At 38.9% G+C, this 20,477-nt stretch carries 14 protein-coding genes; 12 read left to right on the top strand and 2 right to left on the bottom strand.

Translation table 11 applies throughout. The features are described from left to right. Window positions 1-14 precede the first annotated feature (14 nt). From LPB89_RS10020 to LPB89_RS09985, 8 genes are all read left to right on the top strand, one after another. Entirely contained in the window at window positions 15-1,490 is a 1,476-nt protein-coding gene (locus tag LPB89_RS10020; RefSeq protein ID WP_230701607.1) for a RagB/SusD family nutrient uptake outer membrane protein, read from the top strand. Window positions 1,491-1,515: 25 nt separating this feature from the next. Further along, entirely contained in the window at window positions 1,516-3,084 is a 1,569-nt protein-coding gene (locus tag LPB89_RS10015; RefSeq protein WP_230701606.1) for an arylsulfatase, read from the top strand. Between the two features lie 129 nt (window positions 3,085-3,213). Next, the gene (locus LPB89_RS10010; protein WP_230701605.1) at window positions 3,214-5,136 is read left to right on the top strand and encodes an arylsulfatase; all 1,923 of its coding nucleotides are present in this window, start codon (window positions 3,214-3,216) and stop codon (window positions 5,134-5,136) included. Window positions 5,137-5,519: 383 nt separating this feature from the next. After that, on the top strand, window positions 5,520-6,587 hold the full coding sequence (locus LPB89_RS10005; RefSeq protein ID WP_230701604.1) for a sterol desaturase family protein: 1,068 nt from the start codon (window positions 5,520-5,522) through the stop codon (window positions 6,585-6,587). Between the two features lie 125 nt (window positions 6,588-6,712). After that, a complete protein-coding gene (locus tag LPB89_RS10000; RefSeq protein WP_230701603.1) occupies window positions 6,713-7,429 on the top strand; it encodes a thioredoxin domain-containing protein in 717 nt (238 codons plus the stop codon). Between the two features lie 44 nt (window positions 7,430-7,473). Next, window positions 7,474-9,087 (top strand): sulfatase-like hydrolase/transferase, encoded by a 1,614-nt coding sequence (locus LPB89_RS09995; RefSeq protein ID WP_230701602.1) that lies wholly within the window; start codon window positions 7,474-7,476, stop codon window positions 9,085-9,087. 412 nt (window positions 9,088-9,499) lie between these two features. Next, entirely contained in the window at window positions 9,500-10,762 is a 1,263-nt protein-coding gene (locus LPB89_RS09990) for a YeiH family protein (RefSeq protein WP_230701601.1), read from the top strand. A 29-nt stretch (window positions 10,763-10,791) separates the two neighbouring features. Beyond that, a complete protein-coding gene (locus LPB89_RS09985) occupies window positions 10,792-12,441 on the top strand; it encodes an arylsulfatase (protein ID WP_230701600.1) in 1,650 nt (549 codons plus the stop codon). 132 nt (window positions 12,442-12,573) lie between these two features. On the opposite strand, the gene rocD is transcribed toward LPB89_RS09985, so the two are convergent. Continuing rightward, window positions 12,574-13,824 (bottom strand): ornithine--oxo-acid transaminase, encoded by a 1,251-nt coding sequence (gene rocD, locus LPB89_RS09980; protein WP_230701599.1) that lies wholly within the window; start codon window positions 13,822-13,824, stop codon window positions 12,574-12,576. A gap of 201 nt (window positions 13,825-14,025) precedes the next feature. Here rocD and LPB89_RS09975 point away from each other — a divergent pair, with 201 nt between their 5' ends. The 4 genes from LPB89_RS09975 to LPB89_RS09960 all read left to right on the top strand — a co-directional run bounded on the left by LPB89_RS09975 (window position 14,026) and on the right by LPB89_RS09960 (window position 17,628). After that, the gene (locus LPB89_RS09975; RefSeq protein WP_230701598.1) at window positions 14,026-14,478 is read left to right on the top strand and encodes an Lrp/AsnC family transcriptional regulator; all 453 of its coding nucleotides are present in this window, start codon (window positions 14,026-14,028) and stop codon (window positions 14,476-14,478) included. A 119-nt stretch (window positions 14,479-14,597) separates the two neighbouring features. After that, on the top strand, window positions 14,598-15,371 hold the full coding sequence (locus LPB89_RS09970; protein WP_230701597.1) for a dienelactone hydrolase family protein: 774 nt from the start codon (window positions 14,598-14,600) through the stop codon (window positions 15,369-15,371). A gap of 258 nt (window positions 15,372-15,629) precedes the next feature. Next, complete coding sequence (locus LPB89_RS09965) at window positions 15,630-16,604, top strand: DUF3667 domain-containing protein (protein ID WP_230701596.1); 975 nt, start codon at window positions 15,630-15,632, stop codon at window positions 16,602-16,604. Between the two features lie 7 nt (window positions 16,605-16,611). After that, window positions 16,612-17,628: a M28 family peptidase gene (locus tag LPB89_RS09960; protein ID WP_230701595.1), complete on the top strand. Its 1,017-nt coding sequence runs from the start codon at window positions 16,612-16,614 to the stop codon at window positions 17,626-17,628. Window positions 17,629-18,604: 976 nt separating this feature from the next. On the opposite strand, the gene rho is transcribed toward LPB89_RS09960, so the two are convergent. Continuing rightward, window positions 18,605-20,419, bottom strand: coding sequence for a transcription termination factor Rho (gene rho, locus LPB89_RS09955; RefSeq protein ID WP_230701594.1), 1,815 nt, complete (start codon window positions 20,417-20,419; stop codon window positions 18,605-18,607). Between the last annotated feature and the right edge of the window lie 58 nt (window positions 20,420-20,477).

The raw sequence follows: 20,477 nt of genomic DNA, 5'->3' as shown, positions 1-20,477 counted from the left end.
TAAAAAAATATCAAATGAAAAAGATCATACTATTATTCCTTTTAAGTGCCGGACTGTTTGTATCGTGCGCCGATTTAGAGGTAACACCAACCTCTTTTGTAACCGAAGATAAGTACTTCAAAACCCAGGATGATGCCGTTGCCAGTGTAGCCGCTGTTTATGCTTCGTTAAGTCTTGATCCGGGCGAGCAGAGTTTATTCGGAAGAAACCTTTATTTCTTAACCGATATGGGGTCTGATTATGCAGCAGCGGGAGTTTCTGCTACAAATCCACAGGTAAGGGCTATGAGCGCTTTAACACATGATGCCACCAACGACCGTGTTCAGGTAGCGTGGAGACAAATTTATGCCGGAATTAACAGAGCAAATGTATCTATTGATAACATTCCGAAAGTATCAGGCTCAGAGACCGTAAAGACCAGATTAATCAATGAAGCAAAATTCATCAGAGGATTATTGTACTTTCAGGCAGTCCGTCTTTGGGGCGGAGTTCCAATTGTTTTACACGAACCGACTTCTATTCAGTTAGAAAGTTTAAAATCAAAAAGAGCCACTGTAGACGAAGTTTATGCACAGATTATTAAAGATCTGACGGATGCTGAAAGCCTGCCTTCTACTTATTCTGCAGCCGATGCAGGCCGTGCCACTTCGGGAGCTGCAAAAGCAATTTTAACCAAAGTGTACCTGACCCGAAAAGACTATCCAAATGCTATCGCAAAAGCCAGGGAAGTAATCAACGGCGGATACGGATATGCGTTGTTTGAAAACTTCCAGGATATCTTTACCAAAACAAAGAAAAACGGAAAAGAACATATTTTCTCTGTTCAGTTTGAGCCGAATCAGGCCGGAAACGGATCCAGCGGAAGTACTTTCCAGTCTACTTCTTTTACCGGATTTACAGCTACAGAACCTGCTGATATTATCTCAGACGTCGCTTTGTTTTATGATATTTATGCTGCCGGAGATACCAGAAGAGATGTGAGTTACGCCAAACAACTGGTCAATCCGGTTACAGGAACCCTTTATACTTTTCCTAAGCCTATTTTTAAAAAATACCTGGATTTAACCAATCTGGCAACGCCTGGAAATACAGCCATTAATTTTCCGCTTATTCGCTATGCTGATATTTTATTGTCTTTGGCGGAAGCCATCAACGAACAGGGAGCGCCAACTGCCGAAGCTTATGAATTGCTTAATCAGGTGAGAAGACGAGCTTTTGGAAAACCAATTACGACTACGGATGCCACTGTAGATTTGGCAGGACTGGATCAAGTCACTTTTAGGGCAGCCATTCAGGAAGAACGTAAAAAAGAATTTGTTCAGGAAGGACAAAGATGGTTTGACTTAGTGCGCTGGGGAACTTTGGTTACGGAAGTCAAAAAAGTAACCGCCAAAAATTCGGTTTCCGAAAAAAACAACCTTTACCCAATCCCGCAAAGCGAAAGAAATTTTGATCCGGTTGGGTTACCACAAAATCCGGGTTACAATTAAACGGCTTCTATTACAAGTAAAAAAAATGATTAAAAAACTGTTCCTTATTGCGTTGTTGGTTGTTGTACCATTTCAGCTGTTTGCACAAAAAAAGCAACCTAACATCATCGTCATTTTGGCAGATGATTTAGGTTTCTCAGATATTGGTGCTTTTGGCTCAGAAATTAAAACGCCGAACCTGGATAAGCTGGCTGAAAAAGGGCTTATACTAAACCAGTTTTATAATGCCGGGCGTTGTTGTCCTTCCCGGGCTGCATTACTCACGGGTTTGTATCCGCATCAGGCAGGTGTTGGGGACATGGTTCAGGACAAGGGGTTTCCGGCTTATCAGGGCTATTTAAACGAACATTGCATCACGATTGGGCAGGCACTTAAACTGGCAGGCTACAACACTATTGTTTCCGGAAAATGGCACGTTGGATTAGTACCATCGGCCTGGGCGGTTAATCGGGGGTTTGATGATTCTTTCACGTTACAAAACAATGGAAGCAGTTATTTTAACTCGGAACCTTTGTATAACGACGGGAGAAAAGTCACTTTTTTAAAAGGAGATAAAGAAGTTATCCGCACAGATACCTCTGCCTATCTGACTCAGGAGATTACCAATTTTGCTGTTAATTCTTTAGAAAAACAGCGAAACCAGCAACATCCTTTTTTTCTGTATGTAGCTTATAATGCTCCGCATTGGCCCATTCAGGCATTGCCGGAAGACATTGCAAAATACAAAGGCAAATATTTGGAAGGCTGGGATAAATTGAGAGCCAGGCGTTTTAAAAAATTAAAGGAAAAGGGAATCGTTGCTAAAAACTGGGACTTATCAGATCGTTTTGAAAAAGTGCCGGACTGGGAAAAACTAAGCCCCGAAGAAAAAGACAAATGGGATACCCGGATGGCCATTTACGCCGCCATGATCGACAGGATGGATGCCGGAATTGGAGAAATCCTGCAGAAAGTCAAGTCTTTGGGAGAAGAAGACAATACCCTTGTTCTTTTTCTTTCAGATAATGGAGGAAGTGCCGATGAGGTAAAAAACTGGAATTATGTGACACAAAAAAATGGCACTCCGGGTTCGGTTGCGTCGATTGACAGTTACGAAAGTCCCTGGGGAAATGTGAGCAACACGCCTTTCCGGTTATTCAAAAAGAACACCCACGAAGGCGGTATTGCTTCCCCATTTATTGCTTATTATCCAAAGCATATTAAGGCAGGTGCAATTAGCAGCAGGGTAAGCCATGTGATTGATATTTTGCCAACTTGTTTAGAATATGCCGGTTTTCAATATCCGGATTCTTTTCAGGGAAAAAGCCTGACCCCCTTAGAAGGTATTCCCTTAAAAAAGGAATTCGAAGGACAACATTCTGATGCGCATGAAGCTTTGTTTTGGGAACATGAAGGCAGCAAAGCAGTAAGAAAAGACCAATGGAAAGCGGTAGCTGAAAACAATCAGCCCTGGGAATTGTACAATCTTGCGACCGACAGAACAGAGACAAAAAATTTGGCAGAATCAGAACCAAAACTGCTCCAAAGCCTGATTGAATTACATCAGGAATGGTCTGTAAAAGTAGGTGTCGAAGATTGGAATAAAATAAAATAAAATAATACAGTAAAAATACTGGTTACATGTCAGGTAAATAAAACTAACAAACGCCAGCTAATCTGCAGGAACTAGTAACCAAAGCAAACAAGTAAAAATTATTACTTAATCAACTAAAAACTATTTAAAATGAAAAAAATTAATAACTACAGTACCATCAAAAGTCCTAAGAAAGGACTTCTGATTACCGCATTACTGGTTGCCCAATTCGGTTTTGCGCAAGAACAACAGGATGCGGGTTTTAAAGGCGTGATCGGCAAAACAATAGCGGATTCTAAAGAATATTGGCCGGAGCCTGTAAAAGCACCTGCCGGAGCACCCAATATTGTCTGGATCTTGTTAGATGACGTCGGATTTGGAGCTTCAAGTGCTTTTGGAGGCTTGATACAAACCCCAACTTTCGATAATTTGGCCAATAACGGTCTGCGTTATACCAATTTTCATACAACCGCTATTTGTGCCCCTACACGCGCCGCTTTATTAACCGGAAGAAATTCGGGAAGAGTACACGTAAGCGGATTTTCGCACACTGTTTTATCAGCAGGTTTCCCGGGCTGGGATGGCCGAATTCCGTCTGATAAAGGAACAATTGCCGAGATTTTAAGAGACAAAGGATATAACACTTTTGCCGTTGGTAAATACGGACTGACTCCGGATGAAGAAGCTTCTGACGCCGGACCTTTTGACAGATGGCCAACAGGAAAAGGATTTGAACACTTTTTTGGTTTTTTAGGTTCACAAACAGATCAGTACAAACCTGATTTAGTAGAAGATAATACGCATGTTGTTCCTGACGGAAGACATTTAACAGACCAGATTACAGACAAAGCCATTGGTTATATCACGAAGCAACACAAAGCGGCTCCGGATAAACCGTTCTTTTTGTACTACGCGCCGGGAGCGGTTCATGCACCTCATCAGGTGGCAGAATCCTGGAGTGATCCGTATAAAGGAAAATTTGATGAAGGCTGGGATGTGTACCGTGAGAAAGTATTAGCCAATCAGAAGAAATTAGGTGTCATTCCGGCAAATGCCATATTACCGGAACGCAATCCACTTATTGCCGACTGGAAAAAACTAACTCCGGACCAAAAGAAAGTGTACGCCCGTTTTATGGAAGTGTATGCCGGATACCTGACGTATACCGATCATGAAATCGGAAGAATCGTAGAACATCTAAAAGCAACAGGTCAATTGGAAAACACACTTATTTTTGTGGCCATTGGTGATAACGGAGCCAGTAAAGAAGGTACCACACAAGGTACAATCAACCAGAATCTTTTTGCCGGCGGCGTATCTGACGAAAAAAACCTTCAGGATAACCTAAACAACATCGGAGAAATCGGAACGGCAAAAGGCCTGAATACCAATTTCCCTTTAGGCTGGGCACAGGCAACCAATTCGCCTTTTAAAAACTGGAAACAGGATGCCCATTCAGAAGGCGGAACCCGTAACCCGCTGATTGTTTTTTATCCAAAAGAAATTAAAGAAAAAGGCGGAATCAGAAATCAATACAGCCATGTAACAGATTTACTTCCGACTACACTGGATATTGCGGGAATCAAAGCACCGGAAACTATTCGTGAAATCAAGCAGGACAAAATTCAGGGTTCTTCTTTCTACGCTTCCCTGAACGATGCCAAAGCAGAATCTTTACACAAAGTTCAGTATTATTATATTTTCGGAAACAGAGCGATTTACAAAGACGGATGGAAAGCTGCGGCGGCACATCTTCCGGATTCCTTTGCTTTAAAAAATTCATTAGGCAAAAACGAAACACCTGCCAAAAGTAATTTCGATACGGATGTCTGGGAGCTTTACAATTTAAATGAAGATTTTAATGAGCGCGTAAACCTGGCTAAAAAATATCCTGAAAAATTAGCAGAGCTTCAAAAATTGTTTGATGAACAAGCTAAGGAAAACAACTTGTATCCGCTAATTGACTGGCAGGATGTATTCAGCAGAAGAATACACAACAACGGAACGGATAAGAGTAAAAACCTTCAGGAATTAATTCGTCAGGCCAATAAACCTGCCGGTACTAATGAATAAAACTAAAAAAGTATGCAGAGTCATTTTCTTTTGCAACTAATGGCTCTGTGATGCAAAAAGTTAAATAATGACAAAAAACGACAAGTATTTAACAAATTTATCAAAAAACCAATCAATAAAATTCTACTAAATCTATAGAGTTAAACGGTTTTATTTTATTTTTGTGATACTATCCAATTTATTGATTTTCAGTATAGGTACAAACCTAAAACTGAAAGGACACTTAAAAAAAATAATAACAAACAAATAAGGTAATCATGAAACGAGTAGACTATGAAATTATCGGAAAAAAGATTGTTGTTGGGGCAATCGTATTTTTAGTTCCACTAGCCATTCTGGCCGGAGGTTTAGCATTAATCAATCAATTTTTAAAATAAGAAATCATGGCAATAGTTCAAAAAGAAAAATTAACGAGAGATTTAAGTATCAGTCTTTTAATATACAGTTTGCCTGTAGTGGCAATTTTCCTTTACTTTAAATTAACGAATGGCCTTGTGAGTGAATCACATATCACCTTACCCGCGTTTTTAGAGTTTGCACAACCCGCATTTCAACACATTCGAACTTGGGGATTAATTGTTTTCATGCTCGTTTTAGGGGCGATAGAATTTGCCGCAGGCTTATACGATGACGAGTGGACAGGCGAAGAACGCAAAATAGATATCGTTTGTTTCTTAGCGCCGAAATTGCTTTTGCCACCCGTAATTGCTTTTTTTAGCCTAACCGCTTTGCCTTACTTAATTCCGAATCTGGCCAATACCCTTTCATGGGTTCCGTTCTGGGGAGGATTTTTCCTGATCGCCATAGCCGATGATTTAACACAATACTGGTACCACCGTTTGCACCATCAGGTTCCGTTTTTATGGCGTTTCCACAGAACGCACCATTCGGCTCCTTACATGGGAATGGCGATGGCTTCCAGACAAAATTTTATTTATACGGTTTTCTTTTCTCAAATTTATCTGACGGCTACGCTGACTTATTTAGGTTTAGGATTACCCGCTTTGTTTGTACTGGTGATCAAAAGTTTCATCACTTTAGGGGCTCATTCCAGCATTGCCTGGGACAAACCATTTTACAAATACAAAGTATTACATCCAATTGCATGGGTTTTAGAGCGTTTGATCTCGACTCCTGCAACGCATCACGCACATCACGCCGATACAAGCGGAGATGGTGTCGGTCACTTTAAAGGCAACTTCGGCAATATGTTTTTTATCTGGGACATCATTTTCGGAACAGGTTTAATTACGCGTAAATTCCCGGAATCATACGGAATGAAATCCTATAAACAAGAAGAGTGGTATGCCCAGTTTTTATGGCCAATATTCAAATCTAAAAAAGAAGGAAGTGCATTGGCAGAAGGCGTTTTATCCGTTCCTCTAAAAGCAAAAGCAGAAATTGTTGCTGCCCCAGGTCCGGTCTACTACGACGAACCGGCTCAGGTATAAAACAGTCCGGAATAAAATAACGAAATCCGAAAACGGCAATCGGAATTATATCATAAAAAATTGGCAGTGCTTTTCAGGTTCAACTTTGAAATACACTGCCAACTTTTATAAAATTACAGAAAATCATGAAAAATAAAATACTCAAAAACAGTCTCTCAGCCCTGCTCCTCCTTTTTACCCTTGCAGGTTTTGCACAGGATAAAAGCTCAAGTGTCGTTTTGCTGGATGCTTTTTATTCAAAAATTAAAACCCAGAAAAACCCGCAGGTAATTGATGCCCGAGGCCCGGAAGAATTTGCGTTAAACCATATTGAAGGCGCTATAAATTTCAATACCAAATCAGAGAATTTCGAAAAAGCAGTGGCCGCCTTAAATCCGTCACAGCCGGTATTTATTTATTCCATTGCCGCTTACCGAAGCGGTCTTTTAGCAACAGAACTAACCAAAAAAGGCTTTTCTGAAATCTATATACTGGAAGGCGGAATTGCCAGCTGGATTGGCGGCGGAAAACCGTTTTATACCAATCTGAAAAGCAAATTGACTTTGCCGGAATACAAAAAGATTGTTGCCGATAACAACTATGTTTTAGTAGATATCGGATCTAAATATTGTGCTACCTGTAAAACGGTAAAACCAATTTTAGAAAACCTCAGAACGCAATACGGGGAAAAACTAAAAATCGTTCAGATTGAACTGGAAGAAAGCCCTCAGGTTATTGCTGATCTAAAAACCGTACGGGTCTTCCCTACTTTGATCTTGTATCAGAATGGTAAAATTGTCTTCAAAAAAGATGGCCTTGGTGATTTGAAAAATGATGTGGATGTGGCTTTGGCTTCTAAATGATCCTTTAATTTCTAATACACATTTTTTAAAATCAAAAATAAACTATGGCATTATCCAAAACAAAAAAGATCATTGTACCGATCCTATTCGTATTATTAATTCTGGTCCTATTTTTATTCTGGCCCATTAATACCGATGGAACTTTAATTAAGCCAGATCAAAAATTAGCCGAAGGAAAGACAGCTTTCCTTGCCCAAAAAGATACGTCAAAAACAGAAAAAAAGCCGAATATTATTATTCTTCTCGCCGATGATCTAGGCAAATATGATATTTCCCTTTACGGAGGAAAAGCTGCTCCTACACCACAAATAGACTCTTTGGCAGCTTCGGGCGTAACCTTTACAGATGGTTATGTTTCAGCTTCCATTTGTTCGCCTTCACGAGCAGGCTTGCTTACAGGCCGGTATCAGGAGCGATTTGGACACGAATATCAGCCCGGAGACCGCTATCCTAAAAACAATCTGGAGTACTACGCCTTTAAATACTTAATCAATACCAACAAGTGGAATTTAAATCCAAAAATAGCTTACCCGAATGAGGCTTCAATTGCCACTCAGGGCTTGCCTAAATCTGAAATTACCTTTGCCGATTTAGCTAAAAAGCAAGGATACAAAACGGCAATTATCGGAAAATGGCATCTTGGGCACAACAAAGGATTTTTCCCGCTGGACCGTGGTTTCGATTATCATTACGGATTTTATCAGGCCTTTTCCCTTTATACACCGGAAGATGATAATCCGGACATCATCAACCATCATCACAAAGATTTTACCGATAAAACCATTTGGGGAAATGGCCGTGTCGGAATCGGGCAAATTCGTCGTGATACCACCATTATCAAAAATAAAGCCTATCTCACCGAAACATTTGCTGATGAGGCAGAAACCTTTATCGATAAAAATAAAACAAAACCTTTTTTATTGTATGTTCCGTTTAATGCACCACATACGCCGTTTCAGGTTCGAAAAAAATATTACGATCGTTTTCCGAATGTAAAAGACGAAAACAAACGGGTCTATTTTGCGATGATCAGCGCGTTGGATGACGCGATTGGAAGAATAGTAGCCAAAGTCAAAAAAGAAGGACTGGAAGAAAACACCTTAATCATTTTTGCAAGTGACAACGGCGGTGCCGATTATACTTTTGCTACCACCAATGCCCCATTGAAGGGTGGGAAATTTTCTCATTTTGAAGGTGGCATCAATGTTCCTTTTGCCCTTTCGTGGAAAGGAAAAATCAAACCACATACGGTTTACAAAACTCCTGTAAGCTCTTTGGACATCTTTAGTACAATTGCTGCCGTGACCCATTCCGGTCTGCCAAAAGACAGGGTTTATGACGGGGTCGATCTGATCAGCACCGTCAATGATCATAAGATAGCACACAAAGATTTGTACTGGCGGTCAGGCGATGCAAAAGCAGTAAGAAGCGGTGACTGGAAATTAATCATCAGCGGAAAAACGCAGGAACAATGGTTGTATAATCTCGCAAAAGACAAATCCGAAACCACAGATCTTGCACAAAAAAATCCGGAGAAAGTAAAAGAATTACAGGCTGCGCTGCAAAACTGGGAAAAAGGACTGATCAAACCGCTTTGGCCGAACTTAACGTATTATGAATTCGATTTTGGCAAACAAAAATATTTTGTGGACTTATAACCGGCATCAGGTCGTGCAATTGTTCAATTGCCTCCAGCTTTAGTGGGAGATTAAAGAAGATCATTGCGAAAGGCCTTAGCCAAACAAACATTAGGCTAAAGCCAACCTTCTTTAACCTTCTAAATACCAAGCAGGAGGCAATTAAAAAAGCTTTAGGAAGATTGCAGAAAAACAATTAATAAATACGATTTGTAACAAAAATAAAACCCTTAAGTTGTTAAAATCTGTGACCTAGAATTGTTCAATTGCCTCCAGCTTTAGCTGGAGATTAAAGAAGATCATAGTGAAAGGCTTTAGCCAAAAAATAGGCTAAAGCCAACTTTCTTAACCTTCTAAATAGCTCCGGCTAAAGCAGGAGGCAATTAAAAAGAATAGAGACTTTCCATAATAATAACAATAAATAAAAAACACAATGTCAGCCCAATCCAAAAAAATCACCATTCACGAAGACTGGACCGTCGTTATTCTGGGATTTCTAATAATAGGGATTTCCCTGTTTCTCTTTCTTCCTTCAGTACCTGTTTTCAAATGGTCAAATCCGGCAAATTTACTAAGTGATGTTTTTGATTTAGAAAACCTTCAAATTCTTTTATTACAATTTGTCTATTTCCTTTCCATAGGAACAACAGGTGCGTTTTTGATTGGGAAACCGGTAAAAAACTTTTTAGTCGTTTTCCCGGTTGTTTATGTACTGACGCTAATTTCATTAATTATTGCCGGAAATACTTTCGTAAAAGGAATCAATCTGGAAGCCGTTATTTTCAGTCTGATTATTGGTTTGGCGATCGGTAATTTTTTCAGGCTGCCCGAATGGTTTCGTACGGCACTTTCTACAGAAGTTTTTGTAAAAATCGGACTGGTTTTGCTGGGAACCAGCGTTATCTTTTCAGACATTCTGAAAGCAGGTTCACTGGGACTGTTTCAGGCTTTGGTAGTGGTGCTGTCAGTTTGGTATTTTGCCTTCTGGCTTTGCCGTAAACTAAAAGTGGATGATGAACTGACCATGATGATTTCGAGCGCGGTTTCCATCTGTGGCGTTTCTGCTGCAATCGCGACTTCGGGAGCCATTAAGGGAGATTCGAAGAAATTGTCGTATGTCATTTCGATGGTCCTGGTAACCGCCATTCCGATGATGATTTTCATGCCGGTTATTGCGCGTTATTTCAATTTTCCCGAAGAAGTAACCGGAGCCTGGCTGGGCGGAAGTATTGATACCTCCGGAGCTGTTGTGGCTTCCGGAACCCTTGTTGGGGAAACCGCTTTAAAAATCAGTACGATTGTAAAATTCTCGCAAAATGTATTATTGGGACTGGCTGCCTTTGTGATCTCTGTTTATTGGACTTACACCAAAAACAGCTCTGCTGAAACTGCAGATTCAAAACCAACACTGGGAATTATCTGGGAACGTTTTCCAAAATTTGTTATTGGCTTTATTGCCGCTTCCCTTGTCTTTTCTTTTCTGCTTACTCCTGAAACCCGGGATAATGTAAAAGACAGTTTAAAGAATATCCAGGGACTTTGGTTCGCACTGGCTTTTACCAGTATTGGCTTAGAAACGAACTTCAAAGATTTGTTTAGCAATACCAGTAAAAAACCGCTATATGCCTTTTTAATAGCTCAGCTATTCAATATTATCCTTACGCTCCTGATCGCATTTGTACTTTTCAGTACCTGATCGGGTTTAAAATTTAAATACAACAGAGAATGAAAAAAATATCAATTACACTGTCACTGCTTCTTTCTGCAGCCTTTGTGGTTCAGGCACAAAATAAAATTGAAGCTACAAAACCCAATATCATTTTGATTATGGTCGATGATATGGGCTATTCGGATTTGGGAAATTATGGTTCGGAAATAAAAACACCGAATCTTGACAAACTGGCAAAGGAAGGAACCCGACTGCGTGAATTCTATAACAATTCCATTTGTGCCCCAACCAGGGCATCTTTACTCACAGGTCAGTATCAGCATAAAGCCGGCGTTGGTTTTTTTGATGTCAATTTAGGATTACCGGCTTATCAGGGATATTTAAACAAAGAGTCCCTGACACTGGGAGAAGTTTTTCGCTCAGGCGGATACAGTACCCTTTTATCCGGAAAATGGCACGTGGGTTCAGAAGATCAGGCACAATGGCCCAACCAGAGAGGTTTTGACAAATTTTACGGCATCTTAAAAGGCGCTTCGAATTATTTCGATACCAAACCCCTTCCCTTTGGAAAGACGCCTTATCCTGTAAAACTGATCCGAAATAATGAAGAACTGCATCCTAAAGATGATTCGTATTATTTTACAGATGAAATCGGGAATAATGCAGTTGATTTTCTGGACGAGCAGAACAAGGAAAATAAGCCCTTCTTTTTGTACCTCGCTTTTACCGCGCCACACTGGCCACTTCAGGCAAAACCGGTTGATATTGCCAAATACAGAGGGAAATTTGATGAAGGCTGGGATATTTTAAGAGAGAAAAGAATTCAGAAATTAAAAGAGAACGGCATTTTACCGGCAGATCAGACCGTAGCGCCAAAAGATCCTGAAGTTCCGGAATGGAATAAACTGACTTACGACGAAAAGCAGTTCTGGAAGGCAAAAATGGAAGTCTATGCGGCCATGGTAGACAATATGGATCAGAATGTGGGTAAGGTTCTGGAAAAAATAAAAGCGCTGAAAAAAGATCAGAACACCCTGATTATTTTCATTTCGGATAACGGCGCGCAGGGTGGTTTTAATACTTATAATCCGCTTGGAAGAGGATTAGTACGGAATGAAGGTCCTGTCGGAACTTCCGGATCCTTCGATTATCAGGAACAAAACTGGGCGTATTTGTCGAATACTCCTTTACAGCAATATAAAAACAATATGCACGAAGGTGGATTCAGTTCCCCTTTTATCGCCTGGTTTCCTTCTAAAATAAAAGCAGGAAGAATAGACAAAGGAACAGGACATATTATTGACCTTGCTCCTACTTTCTATCAACTCGCCGGAATTGAATATCCTAAAGAATATAATGGTGTGACCTCAAATCCTTTGGTTGGAAAGAGTTTACTGCCTGTTTTATTTGATAATGTTTCGCAGGTAGACAGAGGCGCACCATTATTTTGGGAAAGAGCCGGAAATCGCGCCGTAAGGGACGGTAAATGGAAACTGGTATCTATTTATCCGTCTTACGAATGGGAACTGTATGATATCGAAACAGACCGTGGCGAAACCAAAAACGTAGCGCAGCAAAATCCCGGAATCGTAAATAAACTTGCTGCCGAATATTTCGAATGGGCTGACAAAACGGGAGTAGTAGAATACAGCAAATTCAAGCTAAAAGCGGAACAGATGCCCGGCGGTGCTGCCCTTAAGAAATAGAAAATAATTTCCTGCAGGAGGTCTGAAAGTAAAAAGTTTAAGACCGATTTTTTTTTAGAAAACCAATTATAAACAAAAGGCGATTGCATTGAGCAATCGCCTTTTTATATAGTAAAGTAAGCTGAATTAATTTTATCTGAAATCGTTTAGTGATTTTTCAATAATCTCAAGACATTCCTGAATTTGAGATTCTGTCATCACCAAAGGCGGTGCCAGTCTGATTTTATTTCCATGAGTTGGTTTTGCCAACAATCCGTTGTCCCGGAATTTCAGGCAGATTTCCCAGGCCAGATCAGAATCTTCACCACAATTAATTACAATGGCATTTAACAATCCTTTACCGCGCACTAACGTAATCAGGTCATTTCTTTCTGCAATTTCGTTTAATCCTTTTCGCAAGATGATCCCCAAACGCTCAGCATTTTCAGCTAATTTTTCGTCTCTTACCACTTCAAGTGCCGCAATTGCAACCGCCGCTGCAACAGGATTTCCACCAAAAGTAGAACCATGTTGTCCCGGTCTGATAACATTCATAATTTCGTTATTCGCCAAAACTGCAGAAACCGGATAAACACCACCTGAAATCGCTTTTCCTAAGATTAAAATATCAGGCTGTACATTTTCGTGATGAACGGCCAATAATTTTCCCGTACGTGCAATTCCGGTCTGAACTTCGTCTGCAATAAACAGTACATTATGTTTTTCACAAAGCGCTTTTGCTTTCGCTAAATATCCTTCGGACGGAACGTAAACTCCGGCTTCACCCTGAATAGGTTCAACAAGGAATCCGGCAATATTTTTTGAAGATTCCAAAACTTTTTCCAAAGCTTCCAGATTATCATATTCAATTTTTATAAATCCGTCTGTAAAAGGACCGAAGTTTTTACGGGCACTTTCATCATTCGAAAATGAAATAATGGTTGTTGTTCTTCCGTGAAAATTGTTCTCGCAAACAATAATCTGAGCCAGGTTTTCATGAATTCCTTTTACTTCATACGCCCATTTTCTGCAAAGTTTAAGAGCAGTCTCAACCGCCTCAGCACCTGTATTCATGGGTAATACTTTATCGAAACCAAAATAATTGGTAATAAATTCTTCGTAATTCCCCAATTTATCATTGTAAAAGGCTCTTGAAGTTAAAGTCAGTTTCTGCGCCTGCTCTGTCATTGCTTTTACAATAACCGGATGGCAGTGTCCCTGATTTACGGCAGAGTAAGCCGATAAAAAGTCATAATATTTTTTTCCATCAACATCCCATACATAAACGCCTTCGCCTCTTTCTAAAACTACCGGAAGCGGATGGTAATTGTGCGCTCCGTATTTATTCTCTTTTTCGATCAAAACTTCTGATTTTGACGAAAGTATTTCCTGCTGATGTCCCATGATATTTTCTTTTTACGGAAACAAAAATATAAAAATTATTTATTTACAAGCAAAAAAAACTAACTTTTAACTCAATTAAGAGTTATAAAAATCAAATTTATTGTTTAAGTCGAAATAAAAGTCAATTTTCTATTTAACACCAAGTTTTCATTCAGACTTATTTCTATCTTTACATCCGGTAAATCAGTAAAAGTTAGCAACATGGATATCTTAGATGAATTTGACATAAAAATTATTAAAGAACTGGAAAAAGACGGAAGAATCGCCTTTTCGACGATTGCTACTAATTTAAAAATTTCAAATACGATGGTGCACCAGCGCATCAACCGTTTGTTTGAACAGGGCATCATTACCGGCATCAAACCGATTCTGAATGAAAAGCAGATTGGTTACGATTGGGCTTCTTTCACAGGAATTACACTGAATAAGGATTCGGACTCCGAAAGGATCATTGAAGCTTTAAAAGAAATTCCGGAGATTACGGAATGCTACTTTGTAACCGGATCGTTTACGCTGTACCTGAAAATCACGGCAAAAAACCACGAACATATGCGTAAAATATTATATGAAAAAATTGATAATATTCCCGGAATTGCCAAAACAGACTCCATGGTAGAACTGGGTTGTGCTTTTAAAAGGAACATAAGCTTATAAACAACTAATTATTAAATAATTAATCGACTAAATCATAGTTTGACAAACCTCATAAGAAATATCTTTTGAGGTTTTTTTGTAACATAATATTTCTGATATTTGTTAAAAATTGTAAAACTATGAAAAATTCAGCCCTGCTACTCTTCGCTACCATATTGTTTTCAAACACTATAAATGCACAATTGAAAACGGTGAAATACACTGACGGTGCTCAGGTATTAAATGGTTTATCTATAAAAGCTGCTAAAAAAAGCAGTCAGAATCCCGGAATCTTACTTTTACCGGCATGGTTAGGAATTGACAATGCTTCTAAGCAAATTGCCGAAAACTTATCAAAACTTGGTTATACTGTTTTCATCGCTGATATCTATGGTGAAGGAAACTATCCCAAAAATACTACTGAAGCAGGAAAACTGGCAGGTTATTATAAAACTAATGTTACCGAATATCATAAAAGAATCAATTTGGCTTTGCAGGAATTAATCAAATCCGGTGCAAATGCTGATAATATTGTTGCGATCGGATATTGTTTTGGCGGAACAGGAGTTCTTGAAGCTGCACGTGCACATCTGAACGTAAAAGGTGTTGCTTCCTTTCATGGTGGTTTAGGCAAAGATGCTGCAAGAGCCGTTGAACCTATTACAGCCAAAGTTTTGGTTTGTCACGGCGCAGATGATCCCTATGAATCTGCAGCAGAAATTACCGCTTTCCAACAGGAAATGCGTGACTCAAAAGCCGACTGGCAAATGATTTACTATGCCAATTCTGTACATTCTTTTACCAATCCTGAAGCCGGAAATGACAATTCAAAAGGAGCGGCTTACAATGCTGTTGCCGCCAAAAGATCATTCGAACATTTACAGCTTTTCTTAAATGAAGTTTTGAAAAAATAAGATTTGAAACAGCCCTTGAATTTGAAGGATTTAAATGGAATTGGCAAATATTATTATATGAAAATTTCGTTCAAATTCGTTTAGCTTCTATAGTTCGTGGCGAAAAAGAATAGCCCGCAGATTTAACAGATTGACACAGTTAGTAAAAAATTAATTAAATCTTTTACCACGGTAGCAATCAGGCGCAAACCGTTTAAATCCATTAAATCAGGGAGCAAAAAAAATCAATAACAAAACCAAATTAACCAAAAATTACCAATGTCACATAGTCCGATTAGAAAAGATAAAACCTGTTTAAACTGCAGGCATGTTGTGGAACAAAAATTTTGTCCGAATTGCGGACAGGAAAATACAGATAGCCGAAAAACATTTCACCATTTATTTATTCATTTTTTTGAAGACTTAACGCATTACGAAAATGCTTTCTGGAAAACGATCAAAAATCTGCTTTTTAAGCCTTCAACCCTAACCAAAGAATATCTTTCCGGAAAAAGGCTGTCGTATCTGGCACCCGTTCGTTTGTATATTTTTATCAGTTTTATCACTTTTCTTTTAATAGCTTTATTCCCCAGCAAAGTGAGTGAAGGACTAAATAAAAGTGAAAAAGAGCTGGATACCGCTCAAATAATAAGTCAGGCGAATAAGGACGGTGAAATGAAAATTTCCAGTAAGTTTTTTGACCTTAAACCCATGAAAGAAATAGATTCCATCCAGAAATATGGAAAAGAAGACGATAAACTTTCCGATTTTCAATACTGGGCTTATGAGAAAGTAGTTCACGTTACCGAGCATAATACTAAAAAGGAAATCATTGAAAAATTTATTGAGTCCTTTTTTCATAATATCCCCAAAATATTGTTTGTCATCATGCCATTTTTTGCTTTCTTTTTGTGGATTTTTCACAATAAAAAGAAATGGTACTATTTTGACCACGGGATTTTTACACTGCATTATTTTTCGTTTCTGCTTTTAATCTTTCTGATCTTGTTTATCGTCAACCGGGTAATGGGTTTATTTGGGGAAAATAGTCCTCTAACCGTTATATCCGATATCATAACATTTGTCGGAACAATATGGATGTGCTATTATTTTTATCCTGCACATCATCGTTTCTATGGGGAAACGAGAATTGTTTCTTTTATAAAAAGCGTATTTTTATTCTTTATAAACTCTCTTTTTATTTTATTTTTACTCATATTTTATATTTTTTACACATTCATCAATTTACACTAAACCAAAAATGAAAAAACTTGTAATTTTATTATTAATTACTTCTGCATTTTCATGTAAAAATGCGCAGCTGGCTGCCTCTAAGGACAATTCAGATCCAACCAAATACATGAAAGTCATCACCGAAAAGGATTTAAAAACAATGCTATACGTTGTTGCATCAGATGAAATGGAAGGCCGTGAAACGGGTTCAAAAGGACAGAAAAAAGCCGGTCTTTACATGATTGAGCAATACAAAAAGAACGGGATTTCATTTCCTAAAGGGGCAAAAGATTACTATCAGCCCATTCCGGCGGCATTCCTGAATGCAAAACGCAACGAAAATTTACCGGATTCCGAAAATATCTGGGCGTATATTGAAGGTTCTGAAAAACCGGATGAAGTACTGGTAATTTCAGCACATTATGACCACGTTGGAATTAAAAACGGTGAAGTTTACAATGGTGCTGATGATGATGGCTCCGGAACTGTAGCGGTTATGGAAATTGCAAAAGCATTCGCAAAAGCCAAAAAAGACGGACACGGACCAAAACGTTCTATCCTGTTCCTTCACGTTACCGGAGAAGAGCACGGATTACACGGTTCCCGTTATTATTCTGAAAACCCGTTGTTCCCAATTGCCAATACGATCACTGATATCAATATTGACATGATCGGACGCCGCGATGCAGAACATGCAAAATCCAATAATTATGTTTATGTAATTGGTGCGGACCGTTTGTCTACGGAATTACATAATACTGTGGTAAGCCAAAACGAAAAATACACTAAAGTAGACCTGGATTTTAAATTTAATGACCCGAAAGATCCAAATCATTTTTATGAGCGTTCTGACCACTATAACTTCGCAAAACATGGTATTCCTGCTGTTTTCTTCTTCAACGGAGTTCACGAAGATTACCATGGAAAAGGCGATGAACCTCAAAAAATCGAATACGATGCTTTAACCAAAAGAGCACAATTGGCATTTGTTGTCGCCTGGGATTTAGCGAACAGGGAGAACAGACCGGTAGTGGATAAGAAATAGGTACAGAGAGGCAAAGGGGCAAAGGTTCAGAGTTTTTTTTAGATACTGAGATACTAAGTTGCTAAGGTTCTAAGCAAAGAAAGCAAAAGGGATGAGTTTAAAAACTCATCCCTTTTTTTATAGTATAGATCCCAAAAAGAAAACCTTAGTAACTCAGAACCTCAGCAGCTCAGCAGCTTTTAAAAAAACCTCTGTACCTTTGAAACTTAGTACCTCAGCACCTTTCCTTTCGCTCAGTCTGACAAATATTGTGAAGATCCCGGAATTCGAATGAAATTTTGAACACAAAAAAATAAAAAATAGTTTACCCGACACACAAGTTTACAAAAAACAAAAAGGGATGAGTTTTCAAAAACTCATCCCCTTTTTTACAGTATAGATTCCAAAAAGAAAACCTTAGTAACTCAGGACCTCAGGACCTCAGCAGCTTAAAAAAAAACCTCTGTACCTTTGCCACTTAGTCCCTCAGCACCTTTCCTTTCGCTAAGTCTGACAAATATTGTGAAGATCCTGGAATTTAGATAAAATTTTGAACACTAAAAATAAAAAATAGTTTACCCGACACACAAGTTTACAAAAAACAAAAAGGGATGAGTTTAAAAACTCATCCCTTTTTTATAGTATAGATTCCAAAAAGAAAACCTTAGTAACTCAGCACCTCAGCAGCTTAGCAGCTTTAAAAAAAACCTCTGTACCTTTGCATCTTAGTACCTCAGCACCTTTCCTTTCGCTCAGTCTGACAAATATTGTAAAGATCCCGGAATTCGGATAAAATTTTGAACAACAAAAAATAAAAAATAGTTTACCCGACACACAAGTTTACAAAAAACAAAAAGGATGAGTTTTCAAAAACTCATCCCCTTTTTTTATAGTATAGATTCCAAAAAGAAAACCTTAGTAACTCAGGACCTCAGCAGCTTAGCAGCTTTAAAAAAAACCTCTGTACCTTTGCCACTTAGTCCCTCAGCACCTTTCCTTAATCATTCATAGAAATCAAAAACTCCTCATTATTTCTGGTTTTTTTGAAACGTTCGTTTACAAAATCCATCGATTCTACCGGATTCATATCCGACAGGTATTTGCGCATGATCCACATTCTTTGTAATGTCTTTTCGTCTAATAACAAGTCGTCGCGACGTGTACTTGAAGAAGTCAAATCAATAGCCGGGAAGATACGTTTGTTGGCGATTTTACGATCCAGCTGTAGCTCCATGTTACCGGTACCTTTGAATTCCTCAAAGATAACCTCATCCATTTTAGAACCTGTTTCGGTCAATGCAGTTGCGATGATACTTAATGAACCTCCGTTTTCCACATTTCTTGCCGCTCCAAAGAAACGTTTTGGTTTTTGTAATGCATTAGCATCAACACCACCACTTAAAACTTTTCCGGATGCCGGCTGAACTGTATTATAAGCTCTTGCCAAACGTGTAATGGAATCTAATAAAATCACCACATCATGTCCGCATTCTACCAGACGTTTTGCTTTTTCAAGAACGATATTGGCAATTTTCACGTGTTCCTGCGGCTCTCTGTCAAAAGTAGAAGCAATTACTTCTCCGCGAACACTGCGCTGCATATCGGTAACCTCTTCAGGGCGCTCATCGATAAGAAGAACGATAAGGTAAACCTCAGGGTGATTGGCAGCAATTGCATTGGCAATGTCTTTTAATAACATTGTTTTACCGGTTTTCGGTTGTGCAACTATCATACCACGCTGTCCTTTTCCAATTGGAGAAAATAAATCGATAATACGGGTTGAAACGGAACTGCCTTTTTCGGCCAGTTTGAATTTTTCAGAAGGAAAAACCGGGGTTAAGTGTTCGAAAGAAACTCTGTCGCGAACTACTTGCGGATCGTGGCCATTAATTTTAAGCACACGCACTAAAGGGAAAAATTTCTCGCCTTCTTTAGGAGGGCGTACCACTCCTTTTACGGTGTCTCCGGTTTTTAAACCAAATAACCTGATTTGTGAAGTGGATAAATAAATATCATCCGGAGAGGCTAAATAATTATAATCTGAGGAACGTAAGAATCCGTATCCGTCAGGCATCATTTCAAGCACGCCTTCACTTTCTATAATTCCGTCAAACTCAAAGTCTGAATCCCTGAAATTATTCTTTTTATTCTTCTGATTTGGATTCTGATTGCCGTTATTCCCGTTTCCATTCCCGTTTTGATTTGGATTCTGATTCTGATTCGGATTTTGAGCTGCCGGAACCTGATTTGGATTTGGATTCTGGTTTTTATTCTGATTCGGGTTTATCTTTTTTACCGGAGCAGGTGTTTCTGCTTTTTCAGCTGTTGCTGCCGGAGTATCAATAGTTTCAGGAGTTTCCTCGGTGACAACTTCTTTTACTGTTTCTTTTTCTTTCTGCTGAGCGACCTTTTTTTCGTAAGCTGATTTATTAAATTTTACGATTTTTGGTCCCTTTTTTTCAACTGTCTTTTTCTCTGAAGCTTCTGCTGCTTTCGGGGCCTCTTCCACAGCCACGGGAATTTCAGTTTTAACAGGGGTTTCATCCACTTTATCAAATTCCAAAACCGGGGCATTTTTGCTGATAGCGGCTTTTTTTACAGGAACAATCCTTGCTCTTTTGGGCTTGTCATCCACTATTTCCGCATTGGCGACAGCACTAACAGGCGGTGCCACGGTCGCTTCCTGGTGTGCTAATATCTGACTGATTAAGGTCTCTTTTTTAACGCCATTAAACTTTATAGTTTTAGCTAACTTAGCTATTTCTTGAAGCTCAGAAAGCTTCATTTCTTTTAATGCAGAAATATCAAACATGAATGTTCTATGAATTTAATTATTTTAACAGAAATACTGTAAAAGAATAGGTAGATAA

Origin of the sequence: Flavobacterium sp. ENC (assembly GCF_020991415.1) — a bacterium.
Lineage (GTDB): Bacteria > Bacteroidota > Bacteroidia > Flavobacteriales > Flavobacteriaceae > Flavobacterium.
Note: the sequence above shows the minus strand (reverse complement) of the source record. Positions and strands in the feature narration are given on the sequence as shown.

What these genes read in the sequence shown, in the direction of transcription:
- LPB89_RS10020 (WP_230701607.1), top strand. Translation starts at nt 15, where the DNA reads ATGAAAAAGATCATACTATTATTCCTTTTAAGTGCCGGACTGTTTGTA.
- LPB89_RS10015 (WP_230701606.1), top strand. Translation starts at nt 1,516, where the DNA reads ATGATTAAAAAACTGTTCCTTATTGCGTTGTTGGTTGTTGTACCATTT.
- LPB89_RS10010 (WP_230701605.1), top strand. Translation starts at nt 3,214, where the DNA reads ATGAAAAAAATTAATAACTACAGTACCATCAAAAGTCCTAAGAAAGGA.
- LPB89_RS10005 (WP_230701604.1), top strand. Translation starts at nt 5,520, where the DNA reads ATGGCAATAGTTCAAAAAGAAAAATTAACGAGAGATTTAAGTATCAGT.
- LPB89_RS10000 (WP_230701603.1), top strand. Translation starts at nt 6,713, where the DNA reads ATGAAAAATAAAATACTCAAAAACAGTCTCTCAGCCCTGCTCCTCCTT.
- LPB89_RS09995 (WP_230701602.1), top strand. Translation starts at nt 7,474, where the DNA reads ATGGCATTATCCAAAACAAAAAAGATCATTGTACCGATCCTATTCGTA.
- LPB89_RS09990 (WP_230701601.1), top strand. Translation starts at nt 9,500, where the DNA reads ATGTCAGCCCAATCCAAAAAAATCACCATTCACGAAGACTGGACCGTC.
- LPB89_RS09985 (WP_230701600.1), top strand. Translation starts at nt 10,792, where the DNA reads ATGAAAAAAATATCAATTACACTGTCACTGCTTCTTTCTGCAGCCTTT.
- rocD (WP_230701599.1), bottom strand. Translation starts at nt 13,824, where the DNA reads ATGGGACATCAGCAGGAAATACTTTCGTCAAAATCAGAAGTTTTGATC.
- LPB89_RS09975 (WP_230701598.1), top strand. Translation starts at nt 14,026, where the DNA reads ATGGATATCTTAGATGAATTTGACATAAAAATTATTAAAGAACTGGAA.
- LPB89_RS09970 (WP_230701597.1), top strand. Translation starts at nt 14,598, where the DNA reads ATGAAAAATTCAGCCCTGCTACTCTTCGCTACCATATTGTTTTCAAAC.
- LPB89_RS09965 (WP_230701596.1), top strand. Translation starts at nt 15,630, where the DNA reads ATGTCACATAGTCCGATTAGAAAAGATAAAACCTGTTTAAACTGCAGG.
- LPB89_RS09960 (WP_230701595.1), top strand. Translation starts at nt 16,612, where the DNA reads ATGAAAAAACTTGTAATTTTATTATTAATTACTTCTGCATTTTCATGT.
- rho (WP_230701594.1), bottom strand. Translation starts at nt 20,419, where the DNA reads ATGTTTGATATTTCTGCATTAAAAGAAATGAAGCTTTCTGAGCTTCAA.